A 22,231-nucleotide genomic window follows, 5' to 3' on the forward strand; every position below is an offset into this window, starting at 1 on the left:
TCACTCACGATAGTTTGAAGTGATGACCTCCCTCTTCACCCCGCTGACGATTCGTGACACCCAGTTCCGAAATCGACTATGGGTCGCACCCCTCTGCCAGTACTCCGTCGATCAGCAGGACGGCGTGCCCGTGGATTGGCACCTCGTGCACCTCGGCAGCTTCGCACTGGGTGGAGCCGGGCTCGTTATGACGGAGGCGACCGCCGTGAACCCGGAGGGACGCATCTCACCTCAGGACACCGGCATCTGGAACGACGAACAGGCGCAGGCCTGGGAGCGAATCGTGCGCTTCATCCGCTCGCAGGGTGCGGTCGCCGGAATTCAACTCGCCCACGCCGGACGCAAGGGTTCGACGTGGCTCGAATGGGACGAGCGGCACGGCACCGTGCCCGCGTCGGAGGGCGGCTGGGAACCCGTCGCACCCTCGGCGGTACCCTTCCCCGGTTACGCGACCCCGCGAAGCCTCGATACGGACGAGATCGACGACATCGTCACCGACTTCGTTGCCGCCGCGCGTCGATCACTCGATGCGGGCTTCCAGTTGCTCGAAATCCATGCCGCGCACGGGTATCTGCTCCACGAGTTTCTGTCGCCGCTGTCGAACCTCCGGGAGGACGAGTACGGCGGCCCGCTGGAGAATCGCGCACGACTGCTCCTACGTATCGTGCGAGCGGTGCGCGCCGAGGTCGGCGAGGGTGTGCCGATCTTCGTGCGCTTCTCCGCGACGGACTGGGCCGACGACGGGTGGGAAGTCGAGCAGACCGGGACCGTCGCCGGGTGGGCAAAGGATGCCGGCGCCGACCTGTTTGACATCTCCTCCGGGGGACTCCTCAGTGGGGTTCACATCCCCACCGGACCGGGATATCAGGTGCCGTTCGCGGAGCGAGTCAAGGATGCAGCCGACGCCGATGTGAGCGCAGTCGGACTCATCACCACCCCGCAGCAGGCCAACGAGATCGTGTCATCCGGTCGCGCCGACGCCGTCATGATGGGTCGCCAACTCATGCGAGAGCCGCACTTCGCGTGGCGCGCGGCGCACGAACTCGGAGCGACAGTGGAGTACCCGCCGCAGTACGAGCGGGCGCGCTGGAGGTAGCACGGTCATCCGTGGCGTCACCTGCGCTGGGTGGCGTCCTGCACCTCACCGACGAGTTCCTCGATGATGTCCTCGAGGAACACCACGCCGAGCGTTGCACCGTTTTCATCGAACACGCGCGCGACGTGAACACCGACGCGACGCATCGTGGCCAGGGCATCCTCGAGGTCCGTGTCGCGGAAGATCGAGATGAGCTGACGGATGCGCTTGGGCGGCACCGGTTCGGAGTACTCGTCCTCGTCGAGATCGATGACGTCCTTGAGGTGGAGGTACCCGGTCGGTTCACCGTTGTCATTGACGAGGATGTACCGCGAGAACCCGCGCTGGGCGACCGCCTTTTCGAGGTCGACCGGTGCGGCATCCTCGGGAAGGGTCGTCAGCGAGTCCATCGAGACGAGGATGTCCTTGACCTTCTTCGACGTGAACTCGAAGGCCGCCGTGAGCGTGCCACCCTCGTCGCGGAGCATTCCCTCACGCTTGGACTGGGCGACGATCGTCGCCACCTCGTCGAGCGTGAAGACACTCGTTGCCTCGCTCTTCGGTTCGACGCGGAAGAGACGCAGCACACCGTTCGCGGTCGCGTTGAGCCCCGCGATGATCGGGTTGAACACGCGTGCGATAAACACGAGCGGCGGGGCCAGAATCAGCACCGCGCGGTCGGGTAGCGAGAACGACAGATTCTTGGGCACCATCTCGCCGAAGACCACGTGCAAGAACGACACAAGCAGGAGCGCGATGATGAACGCGATTGTGCTGATGACGTCCTCCGACCATCCGGTGAGCGCGAGCGGGTACTCGAGCAGGTGGTGGATGGCCGGCTCCGAGACATTCAGGATGAGCAGCGAGCACACGGTGATACCCAGCTGACAGGCCGCCAGCATGAGCGTGGCGTGCTCCATCGCCCACAGCGCGGTCTTTGCCGCGCGGGAGCCGGCCTCCGCGCGAGGCTCGATTTGGGAGCGGCGCGCCGAAATAACCGCGAACTCCGCCCCGACGAAGAAAGCGTTCGCCGCGAGGAGCACAAAAAGCCAGGCGATTCCCCACCAGTCCATCAGCGCTCACCCTCCGCGAGTTCCTCGACCGGTCGCGGCGTGAACCGCACGCGGTCGATGCGGCGACCATCGAGGCGTTCGATGCGGAAGGTGCCGAGGTCGATCTCGACCTCGTCACCCGCCACCGGTAGACGGCCGAGCTCGCTCATGAGCCATCCCGCGACGGTCTCGTAGGGACCCTCCTCCGGCACGGCCACACCGGTTCGCTCGCGGAGCTCATCGGGGCGAAGGATGCCGGGGAACGTAAACCAGTCGCGTGAGCGCACGACGTCGGGTTTGCTCCTGTCGTGCTCGTCGGAGACTTCGCCGACGAGTTCCTCCACGAGGTCCTCGAGGGTGGCAACCCCGGCCGTTCCGCCGTACTCGTCGACGACAACAGCCATCTGGTAGCCGCGCCCGCGGAGCTCGGCGAGGAGGAAGTCGAGCTTCATCGTCTCGGGCACACGGAGGGCATCCGACTGCAGAGCGGATGCCGGGACCTCCGCCCTTTTCTCCCGTGGCACAGCCACGGCCTGCTTCACGTGGACGATGCCCACGACGTCGTCGACGGAGCCGTCGATCACGGGGAATCGCGAGAGCCCCGTCGTGCGCGCGAGCTCGATGACGTCCTGCGCAGTGTCTTTACGGTCGACGAAGGCAAGGCGCGGACGCGGGGTCATGACGTCTTGAGCGGTCAGATCGGAGAACGCGAGTGTGCGTGCCAGGAGTGTCGCGGTGTCGAGTTCGAGGGATCCCTCACTCGCTGAACGGCGCACGAGGGACGCGAGTTCCTCGGCACTCCGCGCTCCGGACAGTTCTTCCTTGGGCTCGATACCGATGCCACGGAGCACCGCATTGGCGGTGTTGTTCAGGAGCGCAACCGCGGGACGGAACACCGTCGTGAAGAGCACCTGGAACGGCACAACAACTTTGGCGGTCGCGCGCGGAATCGACAGTGCGAGGTTTTTGGGTACGAGCTCACCCACGATCATCGACAGCAGGGTCGCCAGCGTAATGGCGAGAATCGTTGCCACGACGCGTGCACCGCCCTCGCCGAGGGGAAGGGCCGCGAGCGGCACAGCGAGCCACGTGCTGAGCGCCGGCTCGAGGGTGTAACCCGTGAGCAGTGTCGTCAACGTGATGCCGAGCTGTGCGCTCGAGAGGTGGGTCGAGGTGTGCTTGAGCGCCCCGATGGTCATGCCGAGACCGCGCTCACCCCGTTCCTGTCGAGCTTCGAGATCGGAGCGGTCGAGATTGACGAGGGCGAATTCGGATGCAACGAAGAATCCGGTTCCGACCGTGAGCGTGATGCCGATGGCCAGCATGATCCACTCATACATCGTGGACACCGCCAGCCGGACTGGGTGAGGGAGGGTCATCCATAGGTAGCTGGATTCTACAGAGTTTCTCTCGGGACGCGCCTAACGCGGTCGTTTGAGCAACGCGCGGCACCTCCGAAGGGGTGCGGGTTGCGCAAAGTACCGCGCATCGCTTTTCCACCGGGGCAGGCGTCTCGGTGTTCGGCGGGACCTGAGCGGAGGCGCGCGGCGTGGTTCGCTCGTCCGCGTTCGGAGGGGAGCGTACGTGGATGCCGCGACGTGGAACGCGGCGGGCCCTCGAGCCCGACACATCCTGAGCCTGAAATCGGCTGCCCACGCCGCCCGCGTTCCCCTCGTGTTTTCACATGTCTCTGCCGCGGCCCTCTGGGGGCTTCCCATACTCGGACAGTGGCACGGATCCCCCGTTCATCTCGTTGTCGGTACGTCGACGGGAGGCCGATCATCGCGAGGGATTCGCCGCCATTGCGTCGACATGACGCTCGCGGCGACAGCGGTCGTGCATGGTTTACTCGCAACGTCGATCGAGCGAACCCTCATCGATCTTGCAGTTTCGACGCCCTTCGCCTCCGCCGTGATGGCGTGGGATTTCGCCATCGAGCATCCGTCTCCTCTGACGACGAAGGAGAACATTCGCGGTGAGTTGGAGCGTCTGGCAATTACTCGGGGACGCAAGCGGATCGAAACCGTTCTCGCCTTCGCCGTAACCAATAGCGGCTCACCCGGCGAGTCCCTCAGTCGAGCGAGGTTCCTCGAACTGGGATTCCCTGCGCCCGCCCTCCAGGTGAAGTTCCGTCACCACACCGGCGTCGTTGACAGGGTCGATTTCGACTGGGAAGAGTTCGACCATATCGGCGAGTTCGACGGCCTCGGGAAGTACCGGAACCCGCGATTCATGTCGGGTCTGACGGCGGAGGAGGTCGTGATCCGCGAAAAGCAGCGCGAGGATCGCCTGCGGACCAAGCGCTCGCACGTCACTCGGTGGGAGTGGGCGGATGCCCTGCATCCGGAACGTCTGGCGGCGATCCTCACCGACGCGGGCCTCCCGCGCCGGAGAGTGCGCGCCTAACGCGGTCGTTTGAGCAACTCGCGGCACCTCCGAAGGGGTGCGGGTTGCGCAAAATACCGCGTCACCACGAGACGTACCGCGTCACCACGAGACGGGCAGCGCCTTGCCCTCCTCGTAGCCGGCGGCCGATTGGATGCCCACGAGGGCGCGCTCGTGGAATTCCTCCAGCGATGTCGCACCCGCGTAGCTGAACGAGCTACGCACACCAGACGTGATCATGTCGAGGAGATCCTCGAGGGAGGGGCGCAGCGGGTCGAGGTAGATCTTCGAGCTGGAGATGCCCTCCGCGAAGAGGGTCTTGCGCGCCAGTTCGTAGGCATCGAGTCGGTCGAAACGCTCCTTGACGGCCTTGGTGGAGGCCATCCCCCAGCTTTCCTTGTAGGCGCGCCCCTGGTCGTCGACGGCGAGCGTGCCCGGCGCCTCAATCGTGCCCGCGAACCAGGATCCGATCATGACGGATGCCGCACCCGCAGCAAGAGCGAGTGCAACGTCGCGGGGGTAGCGCACTCCGCCATCCGCCCACACGTGGGCTCCGAGCTTGCGGGCCTCTTCCGCGGTCTCCAGCACTGCGGAGAATTGCGGACGACCGACCGCCGTCATCATGCGTGTTGTGCACATGGCGCCCGGCCCCACACCGACCTTGATGATGGTCGCTCCCGCCTCGACGAGATCACGTACCGCTTCTGCCGTCACGACGTTGCCGGCCACGATGGGCACACCGAGGCCGAGGGCTGCGACCTCGCGGATGGCGCGAACCATCCCCTCCTGGTGGCCGTGCGCGGTGTCGATCACGATGACGTCCACTCCGGCTTCGATGATCGCGCGCGCTTTGCCTGCCACATCGCCGTTGATCCCGATGGCCGCGGCGACTCGCAACCGGCCCTGGTCGTCGAGGGCCGGTGTGTACAGGGTGGAGCGGAGCGCGCCCTTTCTGCTGAGCGTGCCGACGACTTTGCCCTGGTGGAGCACGGGAGCGAACTCGATCCCCGCCTCCACCATGAGGTCGAAGGCGGCACGGGGACCGGTGAGTTCATCGACGTCGATCGAAGGACCCTGGGGTCCGATGAGGTCGCGGATGGGGGCATCCGGTAACGCGTCCGCGAGGCGCTCGGCGGGAACGGCCCCGAGGTAAGTGCCCGAGGCATCGTGCACAACGAGTCCGTGCCCGGCGATGGGTGGCAGCTGTTCGCGGGCCTCGGCCACGGTGGTGTCCGCGAGGAGGTCGACGGCGGCGTCCCACCCCACCGGTTGGGCCTTGACCCAGCGGATGGCCGCATCGAGGTCCTGGGGGTGCATGTCCTGCGGCAGCACCCCGAGACCGCCCCGCCGCGCAAGGGCTGCGGCCAGCCGCGGCCCCGTCACCGAGTTCATGTTGGCGGAGACGATGGGGATGCTCGCGCCGGTGCCGTCGGTGGGTGCGAGCGACACGTTGAGCCTGCTCCCGACATCCGATCGCGACGGCACCAGGAACACGTCGGAATAGGTGAGATCGTGCGTCGGAGTCGTCTCGTAGAAGCGCATGGTCACACGCTACTCGCAGGCCCGCAAGGGCAGCCGAGACTCAGGAAAAACAAGTACGCTAGACGCCGGTGTGTTCTGCGCCAGAAGCACCGTAAGTCAGTCGCGACGAGAGAACCGGAAGTGGGCGGTCGGCTGTGTCAAGCCAAATGACCGGAATTGCTCCGGAGGGTGATTCCTCCGGCGAATTCGGGGCCAACGAGTGGCTCGTAGATGAAATGTACGAGCGCTACCTTCAAGACAAGAATTCGGTTGACCAGAGTTGGTGGCCGATTCTCGAGAACTACCACCCGTCGGTTGATCCGACACCCACGGGCGCGATTCCCGTGGTGGGCCAGCAGGCGGCGGCACCTGAGCCGCCCGCGTCTGAGTCCCCGGTCGAGGCCGACTCGCAGGTCGGCGGCGAGGCGCAGATCCCCGACGAGGTGACGGATGCCGCGGCCGCCGAGCCTACGCCGGAGCCGGCACCGGCTCCCGCTTCGGAGCCCGCTGCCACGACGGGCTCGCAGCCCGTGTCGCGCACCACTTCGGCACCGGCTCAGCCGCAGCCGATCCCGGCGGACGCGCCAGCGACCTCCCCCATCCCGGCTCAGACCGCGAAGCCCGAAGACGATGCCGAACCCGAGAACGCGGTCGCTGTTCTCAAGGGTGCCGCCAAGAGTCTTGCGGCGAACATGGACGCGAGCCTCACGGTGCCCACGGCCACGAGTGTTCGCACCATCCCCGCCAAGCTCATGATCGATAACCGCATCGTGATCAACAACCACATGAAGCGGGCGCGCGGCGGCAAGGTCTCCTTCACCCACCTCATCGCGTGGGCGATCGTGAAGACGCTCAAGGAGTTCCCGAGCCAGAACGTCTACTACGACGAGGTCGACGGCAAGCCTGCCGTGGTCACCCCGGCGCACATCAATCTCGGTATCGCGATCGATATCCCCAAGCCCGACGGCTCTCGCGCACTCGTCGTCCCCGGCATCAAGCGTGCGGACACGATGGGCTTTGGCGAGTTCCTCGTCGCCTACGAGGACGTCGTGGCCCGTGGCCGCTCCGGCAAGCTCACGGCCGCAGACTTCCAGGGCAACACCATCTCGCTCACCAACCCGGGCGGCATCGGAACTGAGCACTCGGTTCCGCGTCTCATGAAGGGCGCGGGATGCATCGTCGGTGCGGGTGCCCTCGAGTATCCGGCCGAGTTCCAGGGCGCGAGCCCCAAAACCCTCGCCGAGTTGGCGATCGGTAAGACGATCACCCTCACGAGCACGTACGACCACCGCGTCATCCAGGGTGCCGGGTCGGGCGAGTTCCTCAAGAAGATCCACGAGCTCCTCATCGGCGAGCGGGACTTCTACCAGGAGATCTTCGCGGCACTGCGTATTCCGTATGACCCGATCCACTGGGCATCCGACATCAACGTCGACCTCGCCGACAACGTCGACAAGACGGCGCGCGTGCAGGAGCTCATCAACGCGTTCCGTGTGCGCGGTCACCTCATGGCCGACACCGATCCGCTGGAATACCGCCAGCGTTCGCACCCGGACCTCGACATCTCGAGCCACGGCCTGACCTTCTGGGATCTCGACCGTGAGTTCGTCACGGGCGGATTCGGCGGCAAGCGCACGATGCTGCTGCGCGAGATCCTCGGTGTTCTTCGTGATTCGTACTGCCGCACCATCGGACTCGAATACATGCACATCCAGGACCCGGCGCAGCGTCGCTGGTTCCAGGAGCACGTGGAGCAGAAGTACACCAAGCCCGGCCACGACGAGCAGCTGCGCATCCTCGGCAAGCTCAACGAGGCCGAGGCCTTCGAGACCTTCCTGCAGACCAAGTACGTCGGCCAGAAGCGCTTCAGCCTCGAGGGTGGGGAGTCGCTTGTCGCCCTCCTCGACGCGGTACTGCAGAACGCCGCGACCGAGAGCCTCGAAGAGGTCGCCATCGGCATGGCCCACCGTGGTCGCCTGAACGTGCTCACGAACATCGCGGGCAAGACTTACGGCCAGATCTTCCGCGAGTTTGAGGGCACCCAGGACCCGAAGACCGTCCAGGGCTCCGGGGATGTGAAGTACCACCTCGGCACCGAAGGCACCTTCACCGCGGCTGGCGGCGAGAAGATCCCGGTCTACCTCGCAGCCAACCCTTCGCACCTCGAGGCTGTCGACGGTGTGCTCGAGGGCATCGTTCGCGCCAAGCAGGATCGCGGACCGATCGGCAGCTTCGGAGTTCTGCCGATCATGGTTCATGGTGACGCTGCCATGGCCGGTCAGGGCATCGTCGTCGAGATCCTGCAGATGTCGCAGTTGCGTGCCTACCGTACGGGCGGCACCATCCACATCAACATCAATAACCAGGTCGGTTTCACCACACCGCCGAAGGAGGGTCGCACGTCGACCTATTCGACGGATGTCGCGAAGACCATCCAGGCCCCGATCCTCCACGTCAACGGGGACGACCCCGAGGCTGTCGTGCGTGTTGCGGAACTCGCCTTCGCGTATCGCCAGGCATTCCACCGCGACGTCGTCATCGACCTCATCTGCTACCGCCGACGCGGGCACAACGAGGGCGACGACCCGTCGATGACGCAGCCGCTCATGTACAACCTCATCGAGGCGAAGCGTTCCGTGCGCACCCTGTACACGGAGGCCCTCGTCGGTCGTGGCGACATCACGCAGGAGGAGTACGAGGCCGCTCACCGCAGCTTCCAGGACAACCTCGAGCGCGCGTTCGCCGAAACCCATGCGGCCCAGACCGGATCGATGCCGGTGATCACGGCGGACGGCGAAGCGGTCGCAGACCTCGAGAAGCCGGATTCGCAGCGCGGAGAGACCCTCGCCGGCGAGCCGGAGTCGACGGGTGTGCCGGAGTCGGTCATCCATCTCATCGGTGACGCACAGGACAACCCGCCAGCCGGTTTTACCGTGCACCCGAAGCTCCAGGCCTTGCTCAAGAAGCGCGTCGACATGAGCCGCAACGGCAACATCGACTGGGCCTTCGGCGAACTCCTCGCGCTCGGATCCCTCCTCGTCGAGGGGACCCCGGTGCGTATGGCCGGGCAGGACACCCGTCGCGGCACCTTCGTGCAGCGCCACGCCGTGCTCCACGACCGTCAGAACGGCCAGGAGTGGCTTCCGCTGGCCAACCTCACCGAGAACCAGGCGAAGTTCTGGATCTACGACTCGCTGCTCAGCGAGTACGCGGCGATGGGCTTCGAGTACGGGTATTCGGTTGAGCGCGCGGATGCCCTCGTGCTCTGGGAGGCTCAGTTCGGCGACTTCGCCAACGGTGCCCAGACGGTCATCGACGAGTTCATCTCCAGCGCCGAGCAGAAGTGGGGCCAGCGTTCGAGTGTTGTGCTCCTGCTCCCCCACGGTTACGAGGGACAGGGGCCCGATCACTCGTCCGCGAGGATCGAGCGCTACCTCCAGCTGTGCGCCGAGAACAACATGACCGTGGCGCGGCCGTCCACCCCCGCGTCGTACTTCCACCTTCTGCGTCGTCAGGCGTACGAGCGTCCGCGCACGCCGCTCATCGTCTTCACTCCGAAGGCGATGCTGCGCATGCGCGGAGCCACGAGCGACGTCGCGGAGTTCACGTCGGGCAAGTTCGAGCCGATCATCGACGACACACGGGTCGCCGACAAGGCAGCGGTGAAGCGTGTGCTTCTCACGGCCGGCAAGATCTACTACGACCTCATCGCGGAACTCGACAAGCGCCAGATCGACAACATCGCCGTGGTGCGGATGGAGCAGTTCTACCCGATCCCGGGAGCCTCGCTCAACACCGTGCTTCAGCAGTACCCGAACGCCGACCTGGTGTGGACGCAGGACGAGCCCGAAAACCAGGGTGCGTGGCCGTTCCTGTGCCTCGAGGTCGTGCGGCACCTGAAAGGTCGCACCATCAAGGTGGCATCGCGCCCGGCATCCGCGTCGCCTGCGACCGGATCCTCGAAGCGCAGCGCCATCGAGCAGGCCGACCTCATCGACCGGGCGCTCTCGATCTAAGCCGTCGTCGCTCGCGGGGGGCCTGAACCTAAATCCTCGGTCGCAGGCTCCCTCGGCGCTGGCGTCGCGGAAACGCTAACGCGTTTCTCCCAGCTCCAGCGCGCCGGTCGGAACGATCTCCTTGCCGAGCGGGGCGAGCGAGATGGAGATCATCTTGAAGTCGGCGAGCGCCAGCGGAATGCCGATGATGGTGATCGCCAACGCGACACCGGAGACGATGTGCCCAATCGCGAGCCAGAGCCCAGCGAAGATGAACCAAATGACATTGCCGATAAACGAGAAAGCCCCCGCGGTCGGCTTCTGGACAACCTGGCGACCGAACGGCCACAGCACGTAGTTGGCCATGCGGAATGAGGCGATGCCCCAGGGGATGGTCACGATCAGGATGCAGCAGATGATGCCAGCGAGAACGTAACCGAGGAAGAGCCAGAAGCCCGAGAACACCAACCAGATGATGTTCAGGAGCGTCTTCACCGAGCGCCCTCCAGCCGGGCGAGGATCGCCGCGCGCAACTCCTCCGGTGCCTTCTCTTGGCAAGCCTTCTGCATCTTCATCGTGAGTGTGATGCCGATGAGGTGCTCGGTGGAGCAGTCCTCGCAGTTCTCGAGATGGTCGGTGATGTCCTGGAAGTCCGTTGGGGACAGCTCGCGGTGCAGATACTCTTCGAGTTCGGCCTTGGCTTTGTCACATCCGCAGTCGGTCATTTCGTGCTCCTGGGAGAGGTGGGGGCGGCAGCGATGCCGCGTTCACGTGCGTAGTCGGAGAGAAGGTCGCGCAGCATCCGTCGTCCTCGGTGCAGGCGGCTCATCACGGTTCCGACGGGGGTCTTCATGATGTCGGCGATCTCCTGGTAGGAGAACCCTTCGACATCGGCGAGGTACACCGCGAGCCGGAAATCCTCGGGTACCGCTTGGAGGGCATCCTTGACGGCGCTATCGGGGAGGTGGTCGATCGCCTCGGCCTCGGCCGATCGAGTCGACAACGACTGGGTCACCGACTCGGCACCACCGACCTGCCAATCCTCGAGCTCATCAACGCTCCCCTGGAACGGGTCGCGCTGCTTTTTGCGATACGAGTTGATGAAGGTGTTGGTCTGAATCCGGTACAGCCACGCCTTGAGGTTGGTGCCCTGCTGGAACTGACCGAATGCCTGATAGGCCTTGACGAAGGTCTCCTGCACCAGATCTGCCGCATCCGCCGGGTTGCGCGTCATCCGCATTGCTGCGGCATACAGCTGGTCCATGAACGGCAGAGCTTGCTCCTCGAACAGGTCCCTCAGGTCACCCTGCTCGTCATCGCCACCCGGTGTTTCTGTAGTCATCAGCGACCAGTCTAGGTCGCCGACCACATCGGGCAGCGGCTCCGCGAGCGGTGCGAGCATGCGTCGGACTCCTTTCGTGGTCGTTCAGGCCGATACTCTGGTAACCGATGCAGGTCTTCAGGTATTCCGGTCCAGAGTTCAGCCCCTACGGCGATGACGAGCTCGTCGCAACCGACGACACAGGCACCTGGTCGGCACCCACCGCCAGCGGCCCTCTGGATGCTCGCCTGCAACTTCCCGGATCCAAGAGCCTCACCAACCGCGAGCTCGTCCTCTCTGCCCTCGCGGCGGAGCCGACACTCATCCGCCGACCGCTGCACTCGCGTGACTCCGCGCTCATGATCGAAGCCCTGCGCAACCTCGGCACCACGATCGAGGAAGTCGAGGGTGACGGCGAGTTCGGCAGCGATCTTCTCGTCACCCCGGGCGAACTGGTCGGCAGCTCGACCATCGACTGCGGTCTCGCTGGCACCGTCATGCGTTTCGCGCCGCCGGTCGCGGCCCTCTCTCTCGGTCCGGTCGTCTTCGACGGCGACGCGAGCGCCCGTCGTCGGCCCATGCGCACGATGATCGACGCGCTTCGCACTCTCGGTGTCGACGTCAACGACGACGGTCGCGGCGCACTGCCCTTCAGCGTGTACGGAACCGGAGCGGTCGAAGGAGGCGAACTCGAGATCGACGCATCCGCCTCCAGTCAGTTCGTGTCGGGCCTGCTGCTGTCGGCCCCGCGCTTTACCAAGGGGCTGCGACTTCGCCACGTGGGCGAGCATCTGCCGAGCATGCCGCACATCGAGATGACGATCGAGTGCCTCGCCGCCCGCGGCGTCACCGTCGAGTCGCCCGAGGTGGGTGTGTGGACCGTCGCACCGCAAACGATCCGCGGCGGGGAGATCGCGATCGAACCAGACCTCTCCAATGCGGCCCCGTTCCTGGCCGCCGCCATCGTCGCCGGCGGAACGGTCACCGTCGACGGGTGGCCGGATGCGACAACCCAGGTCGGCGCTCATCTCGAGCACATCCTCCCGTTGTTCGGCGCCACCGTAACGCGGGGTGACGGCTGGCTGACCGTCGACGGCGGTGCCGGTCTCCTCGGGGGCAAAGACATCCCCGGAATCGACCTCGACCTCTCCGCGGGTGGAGAACTGGCCCCCGCCATCGTGGGGCTCGCCGCTCTGGCCAGCACACCCAGTCGCATCACCGGCATCGGGCACCTCCGCGGACACGAGACCGACCGTCTCGCAGCTCTCGCTGCCGAGATCAACGGCCTCGGTGGCTCGGTCACCGAACTCGACGACGGCCTCGACATCACACCGGCGCCGTTGACGGGTGGCCTGTGGCACACCTACGAGGACCACCGGATGGCGACGACCGGCGCCATCATCGGACTCGCCGTTCCGGGGGTCGTGATCGAAGACATCACCACCACATCCAAGACGCTCCCCCAGTTCGCCGAACTGTGGACACAGCGCACCCTCGTCTCGCCGAGCGGTCAGACGGAGACTCTGTAGCACCATGAGCTGGCTCACCGACTCCGACGACGAGGGCGACTGGGCGGAGTACGACGAGTCGGATGCCCGCGTGCGCCCGAACCCGAAAGGCAACAAGCCGCGCAGCAAACGGCGCCCCGACCACAGCGACGCGGTACCTGGCCGCGTGTTCAGTGTTGACCGGGGGCGCTACGGAGTGTGGGTGGGTGAAGGCACCGCCGAGGAACGGCAACTCGTCGCGACCCGAGCGCGCGAGCTCGGGCGTAAAGCCATCGTCACAGGCGACCGCGTCGACCTCGTCGGCGACACGTCGGGAGACGAGGGTTCCCTCGCCAGAGTGGTGCGCATTCAGCCCCGAACCACACTTCTGCGCCGCAGCGCCGACGACACCGACGCCGTCGAACGTGTGATCGTCGCCAACGCCGATCAGATGCTCATCGTGGTCGCGGCCGCGAACCCGGAGCCCCGTCCACGGCTCGTGGACCGGTACCTCGTCGCGGCCTACGATGCGGGCATCCATCCGATCCTGTGTGTGACCAAGACCGACCTCGCCGACCCGGCAGAGTTTCTCGCGAACTTCGCCGGACTCGATCTGACCATCGTGACGAGCCGCTCCGACGACGTGCCCGTCGACGAACTGCGGCAGCTGCTGGAGGGACACACGACTGTTGCCGTCGGCCACTCCGGTGTCGGCAAATCGACACTCGTGAACGCCCTCGTACCCGATGCGAATCGGGCAACGGGTCGCGTCAACGACGTGACGGGACGCGGCAGGCACACGTCGTCGTCCACGGTGTCGTACCGGCTGGGCAGCGGATGGATCGTGGACACCCCCGGTGTGCGCTCCTTCGGACTGGGCCATGTCGACCCCGCGAGCATCCTCGCGTCCTTCACGGACCTCGCCGCCCTCGCCGAAGACTGCCCCCGTGGGTGCACACACCTGCCGGATGCCCCAGACTGCGCGATCATCGAAGCCGTCGAGCGCGGCGACCTCGGCGAAGCGGGGCGCGAGCGACTCGATTCGTTCCAACGCCTCATCGCTACGCTGGGATCGTGACCGACACCGCGCCCCAGTACACCCCAGCCGACGACCTCTCCCTCGCCCTGTCACTCGCGGGCAACGCAGACCTCATCTCGCTCGAACGATTCCGGTCGGTCGATCTCGTCGTCACCACCAAGCCGGACCGCACGCCCGTCACCGATGCCGACCAGGCCGTGGAGCGCAGCATCCGAACCGGCATCGAAGCCGCACGGCCCCACGACTCGATCCTCGGCGAAGAATATGGAACACAGGGATCCGGCAGCCGCCAGTGGATCATCGATCCGATCGACGGCACCGCGAACTTCCTCCGCGGAGTGCCCATCTGGGGCACCCTCATCTCGCTGGCGGTCGACGGTGTTCCCGTCGTGGGAGTCGTGAGTGCACCCGCGCTCGGGCGACGCTGGTACGCGGCAACCGGCCTCGGCGCGTGGGGCATGGCTCACGGCGAAGAGCCGGAGCGACTGCGGGTGAGCGGAGTGACCGAACTCGCGGATGCCTCGCTGAGCTACAACAGCCTGCAGGGCTGGGACGGCGAGGGCCGGATCGACGACGTCATCGCGCTCTCTCGCGCCGTGTGGCGGTCGCGGGCAATCGGCGACATGTGGTCGTACATGTTGCTCGCGGAGGGCGCGCTCGACATCGTCGGCGAGTTCGACCTACAGCCCTACGACATGGCGGCGCTCATCCCGATCATCGAAGAAGCGGGGGGCCGCTTCACGTCCGTCGATGGACAACCGGGACCCTGGTCGGGATCCGCCCTCGCAACCAACGGAGTGCTCCACGAAACCGTGCTCGCGGCATTACACTCGCGGTAGAACGACGATTCCTCCACACGCATAAGGGGCACCGGTGGCGACGACAATTCTGGGTAGCATCGCGGCGCGCAGCCTTGCGGCTCTCGCACTCATCGGCGCATCCGTCGCCCTCGCCGGCTGCGCACCCACGGCGCCCCAGAACACGGAGACATCCGCCCCAGAAGAGGTGGAGACGGATGCCTTTGCCATCGCCGTCGGCGACTGCCTCAACGACATGGGCGAAGGCGAAGTAACAACCATCCCCAAGGTGGACTGCGACGAGCCACACGAAACCGAGGTATACGGCTCCTCGACCATCTCCGACGGCGACTTCCCCGGCAACGACGCCATCGTCGCGCAAGCCGACGTCGACTGCACCGAACTCTTCGCCAACTATGTGGGAGCGGCAGCCGAAGACTCGAAGTACTCGATCGGGTACTACTTCCCCACCGAAGAGAGCTGGGAAAACGGGGACCGCGAGATCCTCTGCTACGTCTTCGACGAAGCAGGGCGAATCACCGGGTCCGTGATGGGGGTTGCGGAGTAGGTTTTGCGCTGCGCGACCCGGGGGCGGCGTGTCGAGATGGGGGAATGGATCCCCGATTGGTCGCGTGGAGATGGGGGGAATTGACTCCCCGCCGGCACGGCCGCCACGTTGCTACGCAACGCGTCGGAACCGGCGCGGCGGGGGCCCCAAGAAGAGTTCGCGCGACCCCGCAACGCGACAACGACCCTTGACCCCCGCCCCCGGCGGGGGTCAAGGGTCGTTGTGGAGATGGGGGGAATTGAACCCCCGTCCACTGCTGTAATCCTGCGCCTTCTACGGGCGTAGCTTGTGAAAGCGTTCTACTCGGCCCCGACCTTTGCCACAAGCACCTAAGTCGACAGGCCCAGCCCTAGTGCAAGTCCCGCGCGGTCCCAAGGCGTAACCGCGCAGCAATCCCTCTAGATGACGTCAGGACCCGGATAGAGGGCATCCCCGGGCTGACGGTCTCTTTTAGTGGGTAAGGAGACTACGCCGCGAGGGCGAAGTCGGCCTTAGCCGAGACAGTGCTCTTAGTATCGGCACTTATTGGTTTACAGAGATCGTTAACGAGATAACTCTGCATCCTCGACCCGCTTCTCGCAGTTTTGCAGGCAATGTCGAAACCGATCATCCCCGTGCGTGGGTCGTTGTCGCGCTGTGGAGTTGTCAAACAACCGCCAACCATCGAAGGGAAGGCGGCCTTACAGTTTACGCCTGTTCTCGCAGCAACGCTATGCGAGTATGTGCACGCATCCATCGCACCAACTCTGGAGGACACGTGGCCGACACCATCATCACCGTGCAGGGCGAACATTCGGCCTGGTATCCCGCCGAGCGCGCCACCGTCTCCGCATCCGTCCACGCGTGGGGCGACACACGCGAGGACGTGTTTCAGCGGGCGACAACCGCGACGGAGTCGCTCCGCGCTCTCGTCGAGCCGCTGCACAACACGACGTCGGGACCGATCACGTGGTGGTCGTCGGATTCGGTGCGTGTGTGGACGGAACGACCCTGGAACAACGAGGGCGCCCAACTGGATCCCGTCTTTCACGCGGCCGTCGACTTCTCCGTCAAGTTCAGCGACTTCGGCGCACTCGCGGAGTGGGTGGAGGCCGCAGCATCCATTCCGGACACAGCCATCGGCGGCATCCAGTGGGATCTGACCGAGGCGACACGAACGTCGGTCACCACCGAAGTGCGCTCGCGAGCGGTGAAGGATGCCGTCTCCAAGGCCGCGATCTTCGCGCAGAGCATCGGGCTCGGCTCGGTCAAAGCCATCGCCCTCGCCGACCCGGGGATGCTCGGCGACCCGGCAGGAGTCGCCGGCGGGATGCCCGCCCCCATGCTCCGCGGGGCGATGAAGGCGTCCGCCGATTTCGGTGGGGCTCCGGCCCTTGCCCTCAAGCCAGAGGAGATCGCGGTTTCCGCTGTCGTCGACGCGCGGTTCGTAGCGAGCTAGGGTTACTCCCCCATGTTGTTGCGGGAGCGCATGGCACGTTCGGCCTCCCGCTTGTCCTGACGCTCGCGGAGGGTCTGACGTTTGTCGTACTCGCGCTTACCCTTGGCGACCGCGATCTCGACCTTCGCGTTGCCGTCGGAGAAGTAAATCGACAGCGGCACGAGAGTGTAACCACCATCCTTGATCTTGTTGGCGATCTTCACGATCTGCGCCTTGTGGAGGAGCATCTTGCGCTTGCGACGCGGAGGGTGGTTGTTCCACGAACCCTGGTTGAATTCGGGAATGTGGACGGCATCGAGCCATGCCTCACCGCCGTCGATGAAGCCGTAACCGTCGATGAGGCTCGCGCGACCCTGACGCAGCGACTTCACTTCCGTGCCCGTCAGTACGAGGCCCGCCTCGTACGTGTCCTCGATGAGGTAGTCGTGGCGAGCCTTGCGGTTACTGGCCACAACCTTCTGGCCGCGTTCCCTGGGCATGATCGTCTCCGTGTGATGGTGCTCGGTGCGAGCAGCCGTTCAGTCTACCGGAGGGTCAGACGTAGTCCACGTCTCCCGTGTCCTTGCTGATCAGCAGGGCGATAAGCGTGATCACACCCATCGCGGAGAGGTAGACGCCCACGAGCACGGGACTTCCCGCGGCGGCGGCCCACAGGGCGACCGCGATGAAGGGCGCGACTGCCGCACCGAGGATGCTCGACAGGTTGTAACTGATCGCCGAACCCGTATAACGAACGTTGGTCGGGAAGAGCTCCGGCAGCACAGCAGCCATCGGGCCGAAGGTCAATCCCATGAGTGTGAAACCCAGGATGAGCAGCGCCATGACGCCAACGATCCCGCCGCTGAACAGCGGCACGAAGAGGAAACCGAACACGATGATCGCGATAGTTGTCGCGATGAGGAGCCTGCGCCGACCCCACCGTTCGGCGAGCGGCCCCGAGATGATCGTGAAGGCACCGAAAAACAGCACACCGAGGATGAGCATGAGGAGGAAGTCGTTGCGCGTGTAGCCAAGGCCCGCGGTCGCGGCATCCGTCGGCGTCGTGCCGAAGGTGAGCGTGAACGTCGTCATCAGGTAGAAGAGCGTGTAGGTGGCGAGCATGATGAAGGTGCCCAGGATGAGCGGACGCCAACTCGTGCGGAACACGCGGGCCAGCGGCACCGCCGCGACGTCGCCCTGGTCCACCACTTTCTGGAACGCCGGGGTCTCGACGAGTTTGAATCGAACGTAGAGCCCGACAACAACGAGGATCGCGCTCGCGAGGAAGGGCACACGCCAACCCCACTCGATGAAGTGGTCGTTGTCCATCGTCGAGGCGAGCACAAGAAAAACACCGTTGGCGAGGATGAATCCGATCGGTGCGCCCAGCTGAGGGAACGTGCCGTAGATCGCGCGTTTGCCGGCGGGGGCGTTCTCGGTCGCCAGCAGGGCCGCACCGCTCCACTCGCCACCGAGGCCAAGCCCCTGGGCGAAGCGCAGGAGCACGAGGAACGCGGGGGCGAGGATCTCCCAGCCGGGAGTCAGCGCGGTCGGTAGTGCGCCGATGAGAACCGTCGCGACACCCATCGTGAGCAGCGAGGCGACAAGTGTTCCCTTGCGACCGATGCGGTCACCGAAATGGCCGAACACGATAGACCCGATGGGACGAGCGATGAAGGCGACCCCGAAGACGGCGAACGACGCGAGGAGCGCGACCGTCGGGTCCTCGTTGGCGAAAAAGAGCGTCGGGAAAACGAGAACGGCTGCTGTCGCGTAGACGTAGAAGTCGTAGAACTCGATCGAAGTTCCGACGAGACTCGCGACGATGACACGGGAACGCGGGTTCGTCTGCGTCGTGGACATTTAGACCTTCAGATAGCGACTGATGGCGACACCCGCGGATGCCGCCGCTAACGCCGCACCCACGATCACCAGGATCGGCACAACGATCGCCGCATCACTCACACCCACGAGAGTGGTGGTCGCCTGGAGCGTCGACTGCAAATAGCCCTGCACGAAGAACTGCACGATAGCCACGATCGCGCCGCCGGCAAGCAGCGAACCGATGAGGGCAGCGAAGACCCCCTCCAGGATGAACGGTGTTTGGATGAAGCGATTGGATGCGCCGACGAGCCTCATGATGCCGAGCTCTCGTCTGCGCGAGAAGGCGCTCAGCCTGATGGTGGTCGCGATGAGGAGGACGGCGGCGATAAGCATGAGCGCGGCGACACCGATCGCCGTGTAGCTCGCCGCGTTGAGGACCGAGAAGATCTGGTCGAGGTAACCACGTTGATCCTCGACGTTTTGCACGCCGGCGGAACCGGACAGACTCTCGATGAGGATGTCGGCATCCGCCGGATTGATCAGGTTCACGCGGAAGCTCTCGTTGAGCGTCTCCGGCGTCACGAACGCTGCGATGGGGCTGTCCGCGAACTGGTTCTGGAAGTTCTCGTACGCCTGCTCGTGGGTTTCGAACTCGTAGCGCTCGATGTAGGGAGACAGGGCGGGACCGTCGAGCTGGTCCTGAACCGCAGCGATCTGGGCATCCGTCGCCGCCGTCTGCGTGCAATTGCCGGTGGTGTCGACGTCGGTGCACATGTAGACCGCGACCTGGGCCCGGTCATACCAGTAGCCCTTCATCTGACCGATCTGCATCTGCAGGAGGATGGCCGCACCCACGAAGGTGAGCGAGATGAAGGTCACGAGCACAACCGAGATGACCATGCTGACGTTGCGACGCAGGCCGTTGGCGACCTCGCCGAGAATCAGTCCGACCCTCATGATGCGACCTCCGTGGCGGGACGCTGCACGGGCACTGCCTGGGTCTGGTAGCCGCCCTGGCGCTCGTCGCGCACGATCTGACCGCTCGTGAGCTCGATGACGCGGCGCTTCATCTGGTCGACGATGCCGGCGTCGTGTGTGGCCATGACTACCGTGGTGCCGCCGAGGTTGATGCGCTCGAGGAGGGTCATGATGCCCGCGGAGGTGGCGGGGTCAAGGTTACCCGTCGGCTCGTCGGCGAGCAGGATTGCAGGCTTGTTCACTACTGCTCGGGCGATGGCAACACGCTGCTGCTCACCACCGGAGAGTTCGTGCGGGAGGCGCCCCGCCTTGCCAGCGAGGCCGACCATCTTGAGGGCATCCGGAACGGCCTCCTGAATGAAGCCGCGCGATTTGCCGATCACCTGGAGCGTGAAGGCGACGTTGTCGAAAACTGTCTTGTTGGGGAGCAGACGAAAGTCCTGGAACACGACGCCGAGATTGCGGCGGAAGTACGGAACCTTGCGGCTGGCCAGTGTGTTGAGGTGCTGGCCGAGCACGTGGATCGCGCCGCTGGTCGGCGTCTCCTCCTTGAGGATGAGACGCAAGAAACTCGACTTGCCGGAGCCGGAGGCACCGACGAGGAAGACAAACTCCCCCTTCAGTATCTCGAGGCTGACGTTGTTGAGCGCTGGCCGCGAGGTGCCGGGGTATGCCTTGGTGACGGAATCAAAGCGAATCATGACGGGGTCAGCCTAAGTTGACGTATCAAAATCCGCCGCAACGACACCCGCTCGCCGGTATTTCCCAGCAACTCGGCCGCTGTGCTCAGTGCAGCCGACTCACCAGATCGACAACCTCGTCACGCGTCAAGTAGTCGGGAAACGCTCGGCGGCTCGAGCCAAAGGGGTTGTCGGGGAGGGCGATGGACGTTTTGGGGATGATCGTAAGCAGTGTCGCGCGGGTGAGCGCGGGCATCCGCTCCTCTCCACTCAGCGGCACAAGAAACTCGAACCGCTCGCGCGCCGAGAGTCGAAGCCACGCGGTGCCGTCATCATCGAGCCGTCGCGCGCGGTCCACATCCTGGACATCGACGATGCGTCGTCCACGCCGCAGCCGGAAGGTGTCCAGATCAACCTCCACGGCTCCCCCCTCGGCGAACAACCAGGCGATCAGCTGAAACGGGAGGGTGAAAGGCAAGAGGAGAACGTCGACGAACGTCGCGGCACCACGTGAGAGTTGGGCAACACGCTTGCTCCCCTCAAGCGGCACCCACTCGGTCATTTCAGCGAAGCGACGCGAGCGGCAAGTGTGTGCGGGTCGGCCACAAAATCGGTGACTTCCGCCCGCGACAGGGCGGGCCTCACGGCCTGCGGAGGAATCGAGGTGAGGGGAATCAGTTGCAGGAGCAGCTGTCGCGTGACCTCGTGCAGCACGGGGCGGGCACCGTCGTGCAGGAGGATACGAGCCGAGAATCCGGATGCCGCATCCAACACCAACACGAGTGCGCCGTCGTAGGTGCGCTCGAGGGCGGCGGAAACGAACTCGCGCAGCGGAGCAACCTCACTACCGCGTCGGATCAGTTCCTGCTCGAGATTCACGCTGAGGGGTCGCGCAACGACCAGGCCCGTGGAGGTGCCCGGCAACATCGTCCATTGCCCGCTCATCACGTCAGTCCTCGACCGCTCGCTTGCGCCACTTGATGCCCGCTGCGATGAAACCGTCGAGGTCGCCGTCGAACACGTCGTCGGGTTTGGACACCTCGTACTCGGTGCGGAGATCTTTGACCATCTGGTACGGAGCGAGCACGTAGGAGCGCATCTGGTCACCCCAGCTCGCCGTGATGTTGCCTGCGAGTTCCTTCTTCGTCGCCGCTTCCTGTTCGCGCTGGAGGATGAGCAGTCGCGACTGGAGCACGCGCATTGCCGCGGCGCGGTTCTGGATCTGGCTCTTCTCGTTCTGCATCGATACGACGATGCCCGTCGGGAGGTGGGTAATACGCACTGCGGAGTCCGTCGTGTTGACCGACTGACCGCCGGGGCCGCTAGAGCGGAATACGTCGACGCGGATATCGGACTCGGGGATGTCGACGGTTGTCGCCTCTTCGAGAAGCGGGATCACCTCGACCGCCGCGAAACTCGTCTGGCGCTTGCCCGCGGCTCCGAAGGGGCTCATACGCACGAGGCGATGGGTGCCGGCCTCCACGCTGAGCGTGCCGAACGCGTACGGGGCATCAACCTCGAAGGTCGCGGACTTGATGCCCGCCTCCTCCGCGTAGCTTGTGTCCATGACGGTCACGGGGTACTTGTGCTTCTCTGCCCAGCGAAGGTACATACGCAGCAGCATGTCGGCGAAGTCCGCGGCATCCACACCGCCGGCGCCTGCCCGGATGGTGATGACGGCAGGCTTGTCGTCGTACTCGCCGTCGAGGAGGGTCTGCACCTCAAGGTCACCGAGGGTGGCGGAGATCGCGGCGAGCTCGGCACGCGCGTCGGCTGCGGCCGCGGCATCCTGCTCCTCGTTGGCGAGCTGAACCATGATCTCGAGGTCATCCAGACGCGACTCGATGCTCGTGATACGCGCGAGTTCCGACTGGCGGTGACTGAGTGCGCTCGTGACCTTCTGCGCCTTCTCCGGGTCATCCCAGAGGTCGGGCGCACCGGCCTGCTCGCTCAGGCTGGCGATCTCCTTCTGGAGTGCCTCGACCCCGACAACGCTGCGGATGTCCGCGAAAGTCGAGCGGAGGGCGGCGATGTCGTCTGTGATGTCCAACTCGTCCATGTCCCGCCCAGCCTACCGGGCGGCGCCTGGGCG

21 protein-coding genes and 1 other RNA gene are annotated in these 22,231 nt (G+C 65.2%); 8 read left to right on the forward strand and 14 right to left on the reverse strand.

Going from position 1 to position 22,231, the window contains the following annotated elements; all coding sequences use genetic code 11:
• Positions 1-22: 22 nt before the first annotated feature.
• Positions 23-1,096: an NADH:flavin oxidoreductase/NADH oxidase gene (locus LH407_RS02590; protein ID WP_322132851.1), complete on the forward strand. Its 1,074-nt coding sequence runs from the start codon at positions 23-25 to the stop codon at positions 1,094-1,096.
• Positions 1,097-1,113: 17 nt separating this feature from the next.
• On the opposite strand, the gene LH407_RS02595 is transcribed toward LH407_RS02590, so the two are convergent.
• Both LH407_RS02595 and LH407_RS02600 read right to left on the reverse strand, forming a co-directional pair.
• Positions 1,114-2,148: a hemolysin family protein gene (locus LH407_RS02595; protein ID WP_322132850.1), complete on the reverse strand. Its 1,035-nt coding sequence runs from the start codon at positions 2,146-2,148 to the stop codon at positions 1,114-1,116.
• The gene (locus LH407_RS02600; protein WP_322132849.1) at positions 2,148-3,467 is read right to left on the reverse strand and encodes a hemolysin family protein; all 1,320 of its coding nucleotides are present in this window, start codon (positions 3,465-3,467) and stop codon (positions 2,148-2,150) included. The genes LH407_RS02595 and LH407_RS02600 overlap by 1 nt, the downstream gene beginning before the upstream one ends.
• A 472-nt stretch (positions 3,468-3,939) precedes the next feature.
• On the opposite strand from LH407_RS02600, the gene LH407_RS02605 reads away from it, so the two are divergent.
• Positions 3,940-4,533, forward strand: a complete 594-nt coding sequence (locus tag LH407_RS02605; protein ID WP_322132848.1) for a hypothetical protein — start codon at positions 3,940-3,942, stop codon at positions 4,531-4,533.
• 81 nt (positions 4,534-4,614) lie between these two features.
• On the opposite strand, the gene guaB1 is transcribed toward LH407_RS02605, so the two are convergent.
• Complete coding sequence (gene guaB1 / locus LH407_RS02610) at positions 4,615-6,054, reverse strand: GMP reductase (RefSeq protein WP_322132847.1); 1,440 nt, start codon at positions 6,052-6,054, stop codon at positions 4,615-4,617.
• 146 nt (positions 6,055-6,200) lie between these two features.
• Here guaB1 and LH407_RS02615 point away from each other — a divergent pair, with 146 nt between their 5' ends.
• The gene (locus tag LH407_RS02615) at positions 6,201-10,049 is read left to right on the forward strand and encodes a multifunctional oxoglutarate decarboxylase/oxoglutarate dehydrogenase thiamine pyrophosphate-binding subunit/dihydrolipoyllysine-residue succinyltransferase subunit (RefSeq protein ID WP_407650615.1); all 3,849 of its coding nucleotides are present in this window, start codon (positions 6,201-6,203) and stop codon (positions 10,047-10,049) included.
• A gap of 75 nt (positions 10,050-10,124) precedes the next feature.
• On the opposite strand, the gene LH407_RS02620 is transcribed toward LH407_RS02615, so the two are convergent.
• From LH407_RS02620 to LH407_RS02630, 3 genes are read right to left on the reverse strand one after another with little or no spacing between them, the layout of a single operon-like run.
• Positions 10,125-10,523, reverse strand: a complete 399-nt coding sequence (locus LH407_RS02620) for a YccF domain-containing protein (protein WP_322132845.1) — start codon at positions 10,521-10,523, stop codon at positions 10,125-10,127.
• A complete protein-coding gene (locus LH407_RS02625; RefSeq protein ID WP_322132844.1) occupies positions 10,520-10,753 on the reverse strand; it encodes a zf-HC2 domain-containing protein in 234 nt (77 codons plus the stop codon). Before LH407_RS02625 ends, LH407_RS02620 begins: the two co-directional genes overlap by 4 nt.
• Positions 10,750-11,430: a sigma-70 family RNA polymerase sigma factor gene (locus LH407_RS02630; protein ID WP_407650617.1), complete on the reverse strand. Its 681-nt coding sequence runs from the start codon at positions 11,428-11,430 to the stop codon at positions 10,750-10,752. The genes LH407_RS02625 and LH407_RS02630 overlap by 4 nt, the downstream gene beginning before the upstream one ends.
• A 47-nt stretch (positions 11,431-11,477) precedes the next feature.
• Here LH407_RS02630 and aroA point away from each other — a divergent pair, with 47 nt between their 5' ends.
• The 4 genes from aroA to LH407_RS02650 are packed head-to-tail and all read left to right on the forward strand — an operon-like array spanning position 11,478 to position 15,240.
• A complete protein-coding gene (gene aroA / locus LH407_RS02635; RefSeq protein WP_322132842.1) occupies positions 11,478-12,878 on the forward strand; it encodes a 3-phosphoshikimate 1-carboxyvinyltransferase in 1,401 nt (466 codons plus the stop codon).
• Positions 12,879-12,882: 4 nt separating this feature from the next.
• On the forward strand, positions 12,883-13,914 hold the full coding sequence (gene rsgA, locus LH407_RS02640) for a ribosome small subunit-dependent GTPase A (protein WP_322132841.1): 1,032 nt from the start codon (positions 12,883-12,885) through the stop codon (positions 13,912-13,914).
• On the forward strand, positions 13,911-14,714 hold the full coding sequence (locus tag LH407_RS02645) for an inositol monophosphatase family protein (protein ID WP_322132840.1): 804 nt from the start codon (positions 13,911-13,913) through the stop codon (positions 14,712-14,714). Before rsgA ends, LH407_RS02645 begins: the two co-directional genes overlap by 4 nt.
• A 34-nt stretch (positions 14,715-14,748) precedes the next feature.
• Positions 14,749-15,240, forward strand: a complete 492-nt coding sequence (locus LH407_RS02650; RefSeq protein ID WP_322132839.1) for a septum formation family protein — start codon at positions 14,749-14,751, stop codon at positions 15,238-15,240.
• 220 nt (positions 15,241-15,460) lie between these two features.
• Here LH407_RS02650 and ssrA read toward each other — a convergent pair.
• Positions 15,461-15,854, reverse strand: a transfer-messenger RNA (tmRNA) gene (gene ssrA, locus LH407_RS02655).
• Between the two features lie 143 nt (positions 15,855-15,997).
• Between ssrA and LH407_RS02660 the strand changes: the two genes are divergently transcribed.
• Positions 15,998-16,678 carry an SIMPL domain-containing protein gene (locus tag LH407_RS02660; protein ID WP_322132838.1) on the forward strand — a complete coding sequence of 227 codons (681 nt, stop codon included), beginning with the start codon at positions 15,998-16,000 and terminating at the stop codon, positions 16,676-16,678.
• A 2-nt stretch (positions 16,679-16,680) separates the two neighbouring features.
• Here LH407_RS02660 and smpB read toward each other — a convergent pair whose 3' ends face one another.
• From smpB to prfB, 7 genes are all read right to left on the reverse strand, one after another.
• Positions 16,681-17,157, reverse strand: a complete 477-nt coding sequence (gene smpB / locus LH407_RS02665) for an SsrA-binding protein SmpB (protein WP_322132837.1) — start codon at positions 17,155-17,157, stop codon at positions 16,681-16,683.
• Positions 17,158-17,212: 55 nt separating this feature from the next.
• Complete coding sequence (locus LH407_RS02670; protein WP_322132836.1) at positions 17,213-18,520, reverse strand: MFS transporter; 1,308 nt, start codon at positions 18,518-18,520, stop codon at positions 17,213-17,215.
• The gene (ftsX, locus tag LH407_RS02675) at positions 18,521-19,438 is read right to left on the reverse strand and encodes a permease-like cell division protein FtsX (protein ID WP_322132835.1); all 918 of its coding nucleotides are present in this window, start codon (positions 19,436-19,438) and stop codon (positions 18,521-18,523) included.
• Positions 19,435-20,160 (reverse strand): cell division ATP-binding protein FtsE, encoded by a 726-nt coding sequence (gene ftsE / locus LH407_RS02680; RefSeq protein ID WP_322132834.1) that lies wholly within the window; start codon positions 20,158-20,160, stop codon positions 19,435-19,437. Before ftsE ends, ftsX begins: the two co-directional genes overlap by 4 nt.
• Before the next feature lie 85 nt (positions 20,161-20,245).
• Positions 20,246-20,701 carry a hypothetical protein gene (locus tag LH407_RS02685; RefSeq protein ID WP_322132833.1) on the reverse strand — a complete coding sequence of 152 codons (456 nt, stop codon included), beginning with the start codon at positions 20,699-20,701 and terminating at the stop codon, positions 20,246-20,248.
• Entirely contained in the window at positions 20,698-21,084 is a 387-nt protein-coding gene (locus LH407_RS02690; protein ID WP_322132832.1) for a hypothetical protein, read from the reverse strand. The genes LH407_RS02685 and LH407_RS02690 overlap by 4 nt, the downstream gene beginning before the upstream one ends.
• 4 nt (positions 21,085-21,088) lie before the next feature.
• The gene (gene prfB, locus LH407_RS02695) at positions 21,089-22,198 is read right to left on the reverse strand and encodes a peptide chain release factor 2 (protein ID WP_322132831.1); all 1,110 of its coding nucleotides are present in this window, start codon (positions 22,196-22,198) and stop codon (positions 21,089-21,091) included.
• Positions 22,199-22,231 lie beyond the last annotated feature (33 nt).

The organism is Antiquaquibacter oligotrophicus (genome assembly GCF_020535405.1).
In the GTDB taxonomy this organism is placed as follows: domain Bacteria; phylum Actinomycetota; class Actinomycetes; order Actinomycetales; family Microbacteriaceae; genus Rhodoglobus; species Rhodoglobus oligotrophicus.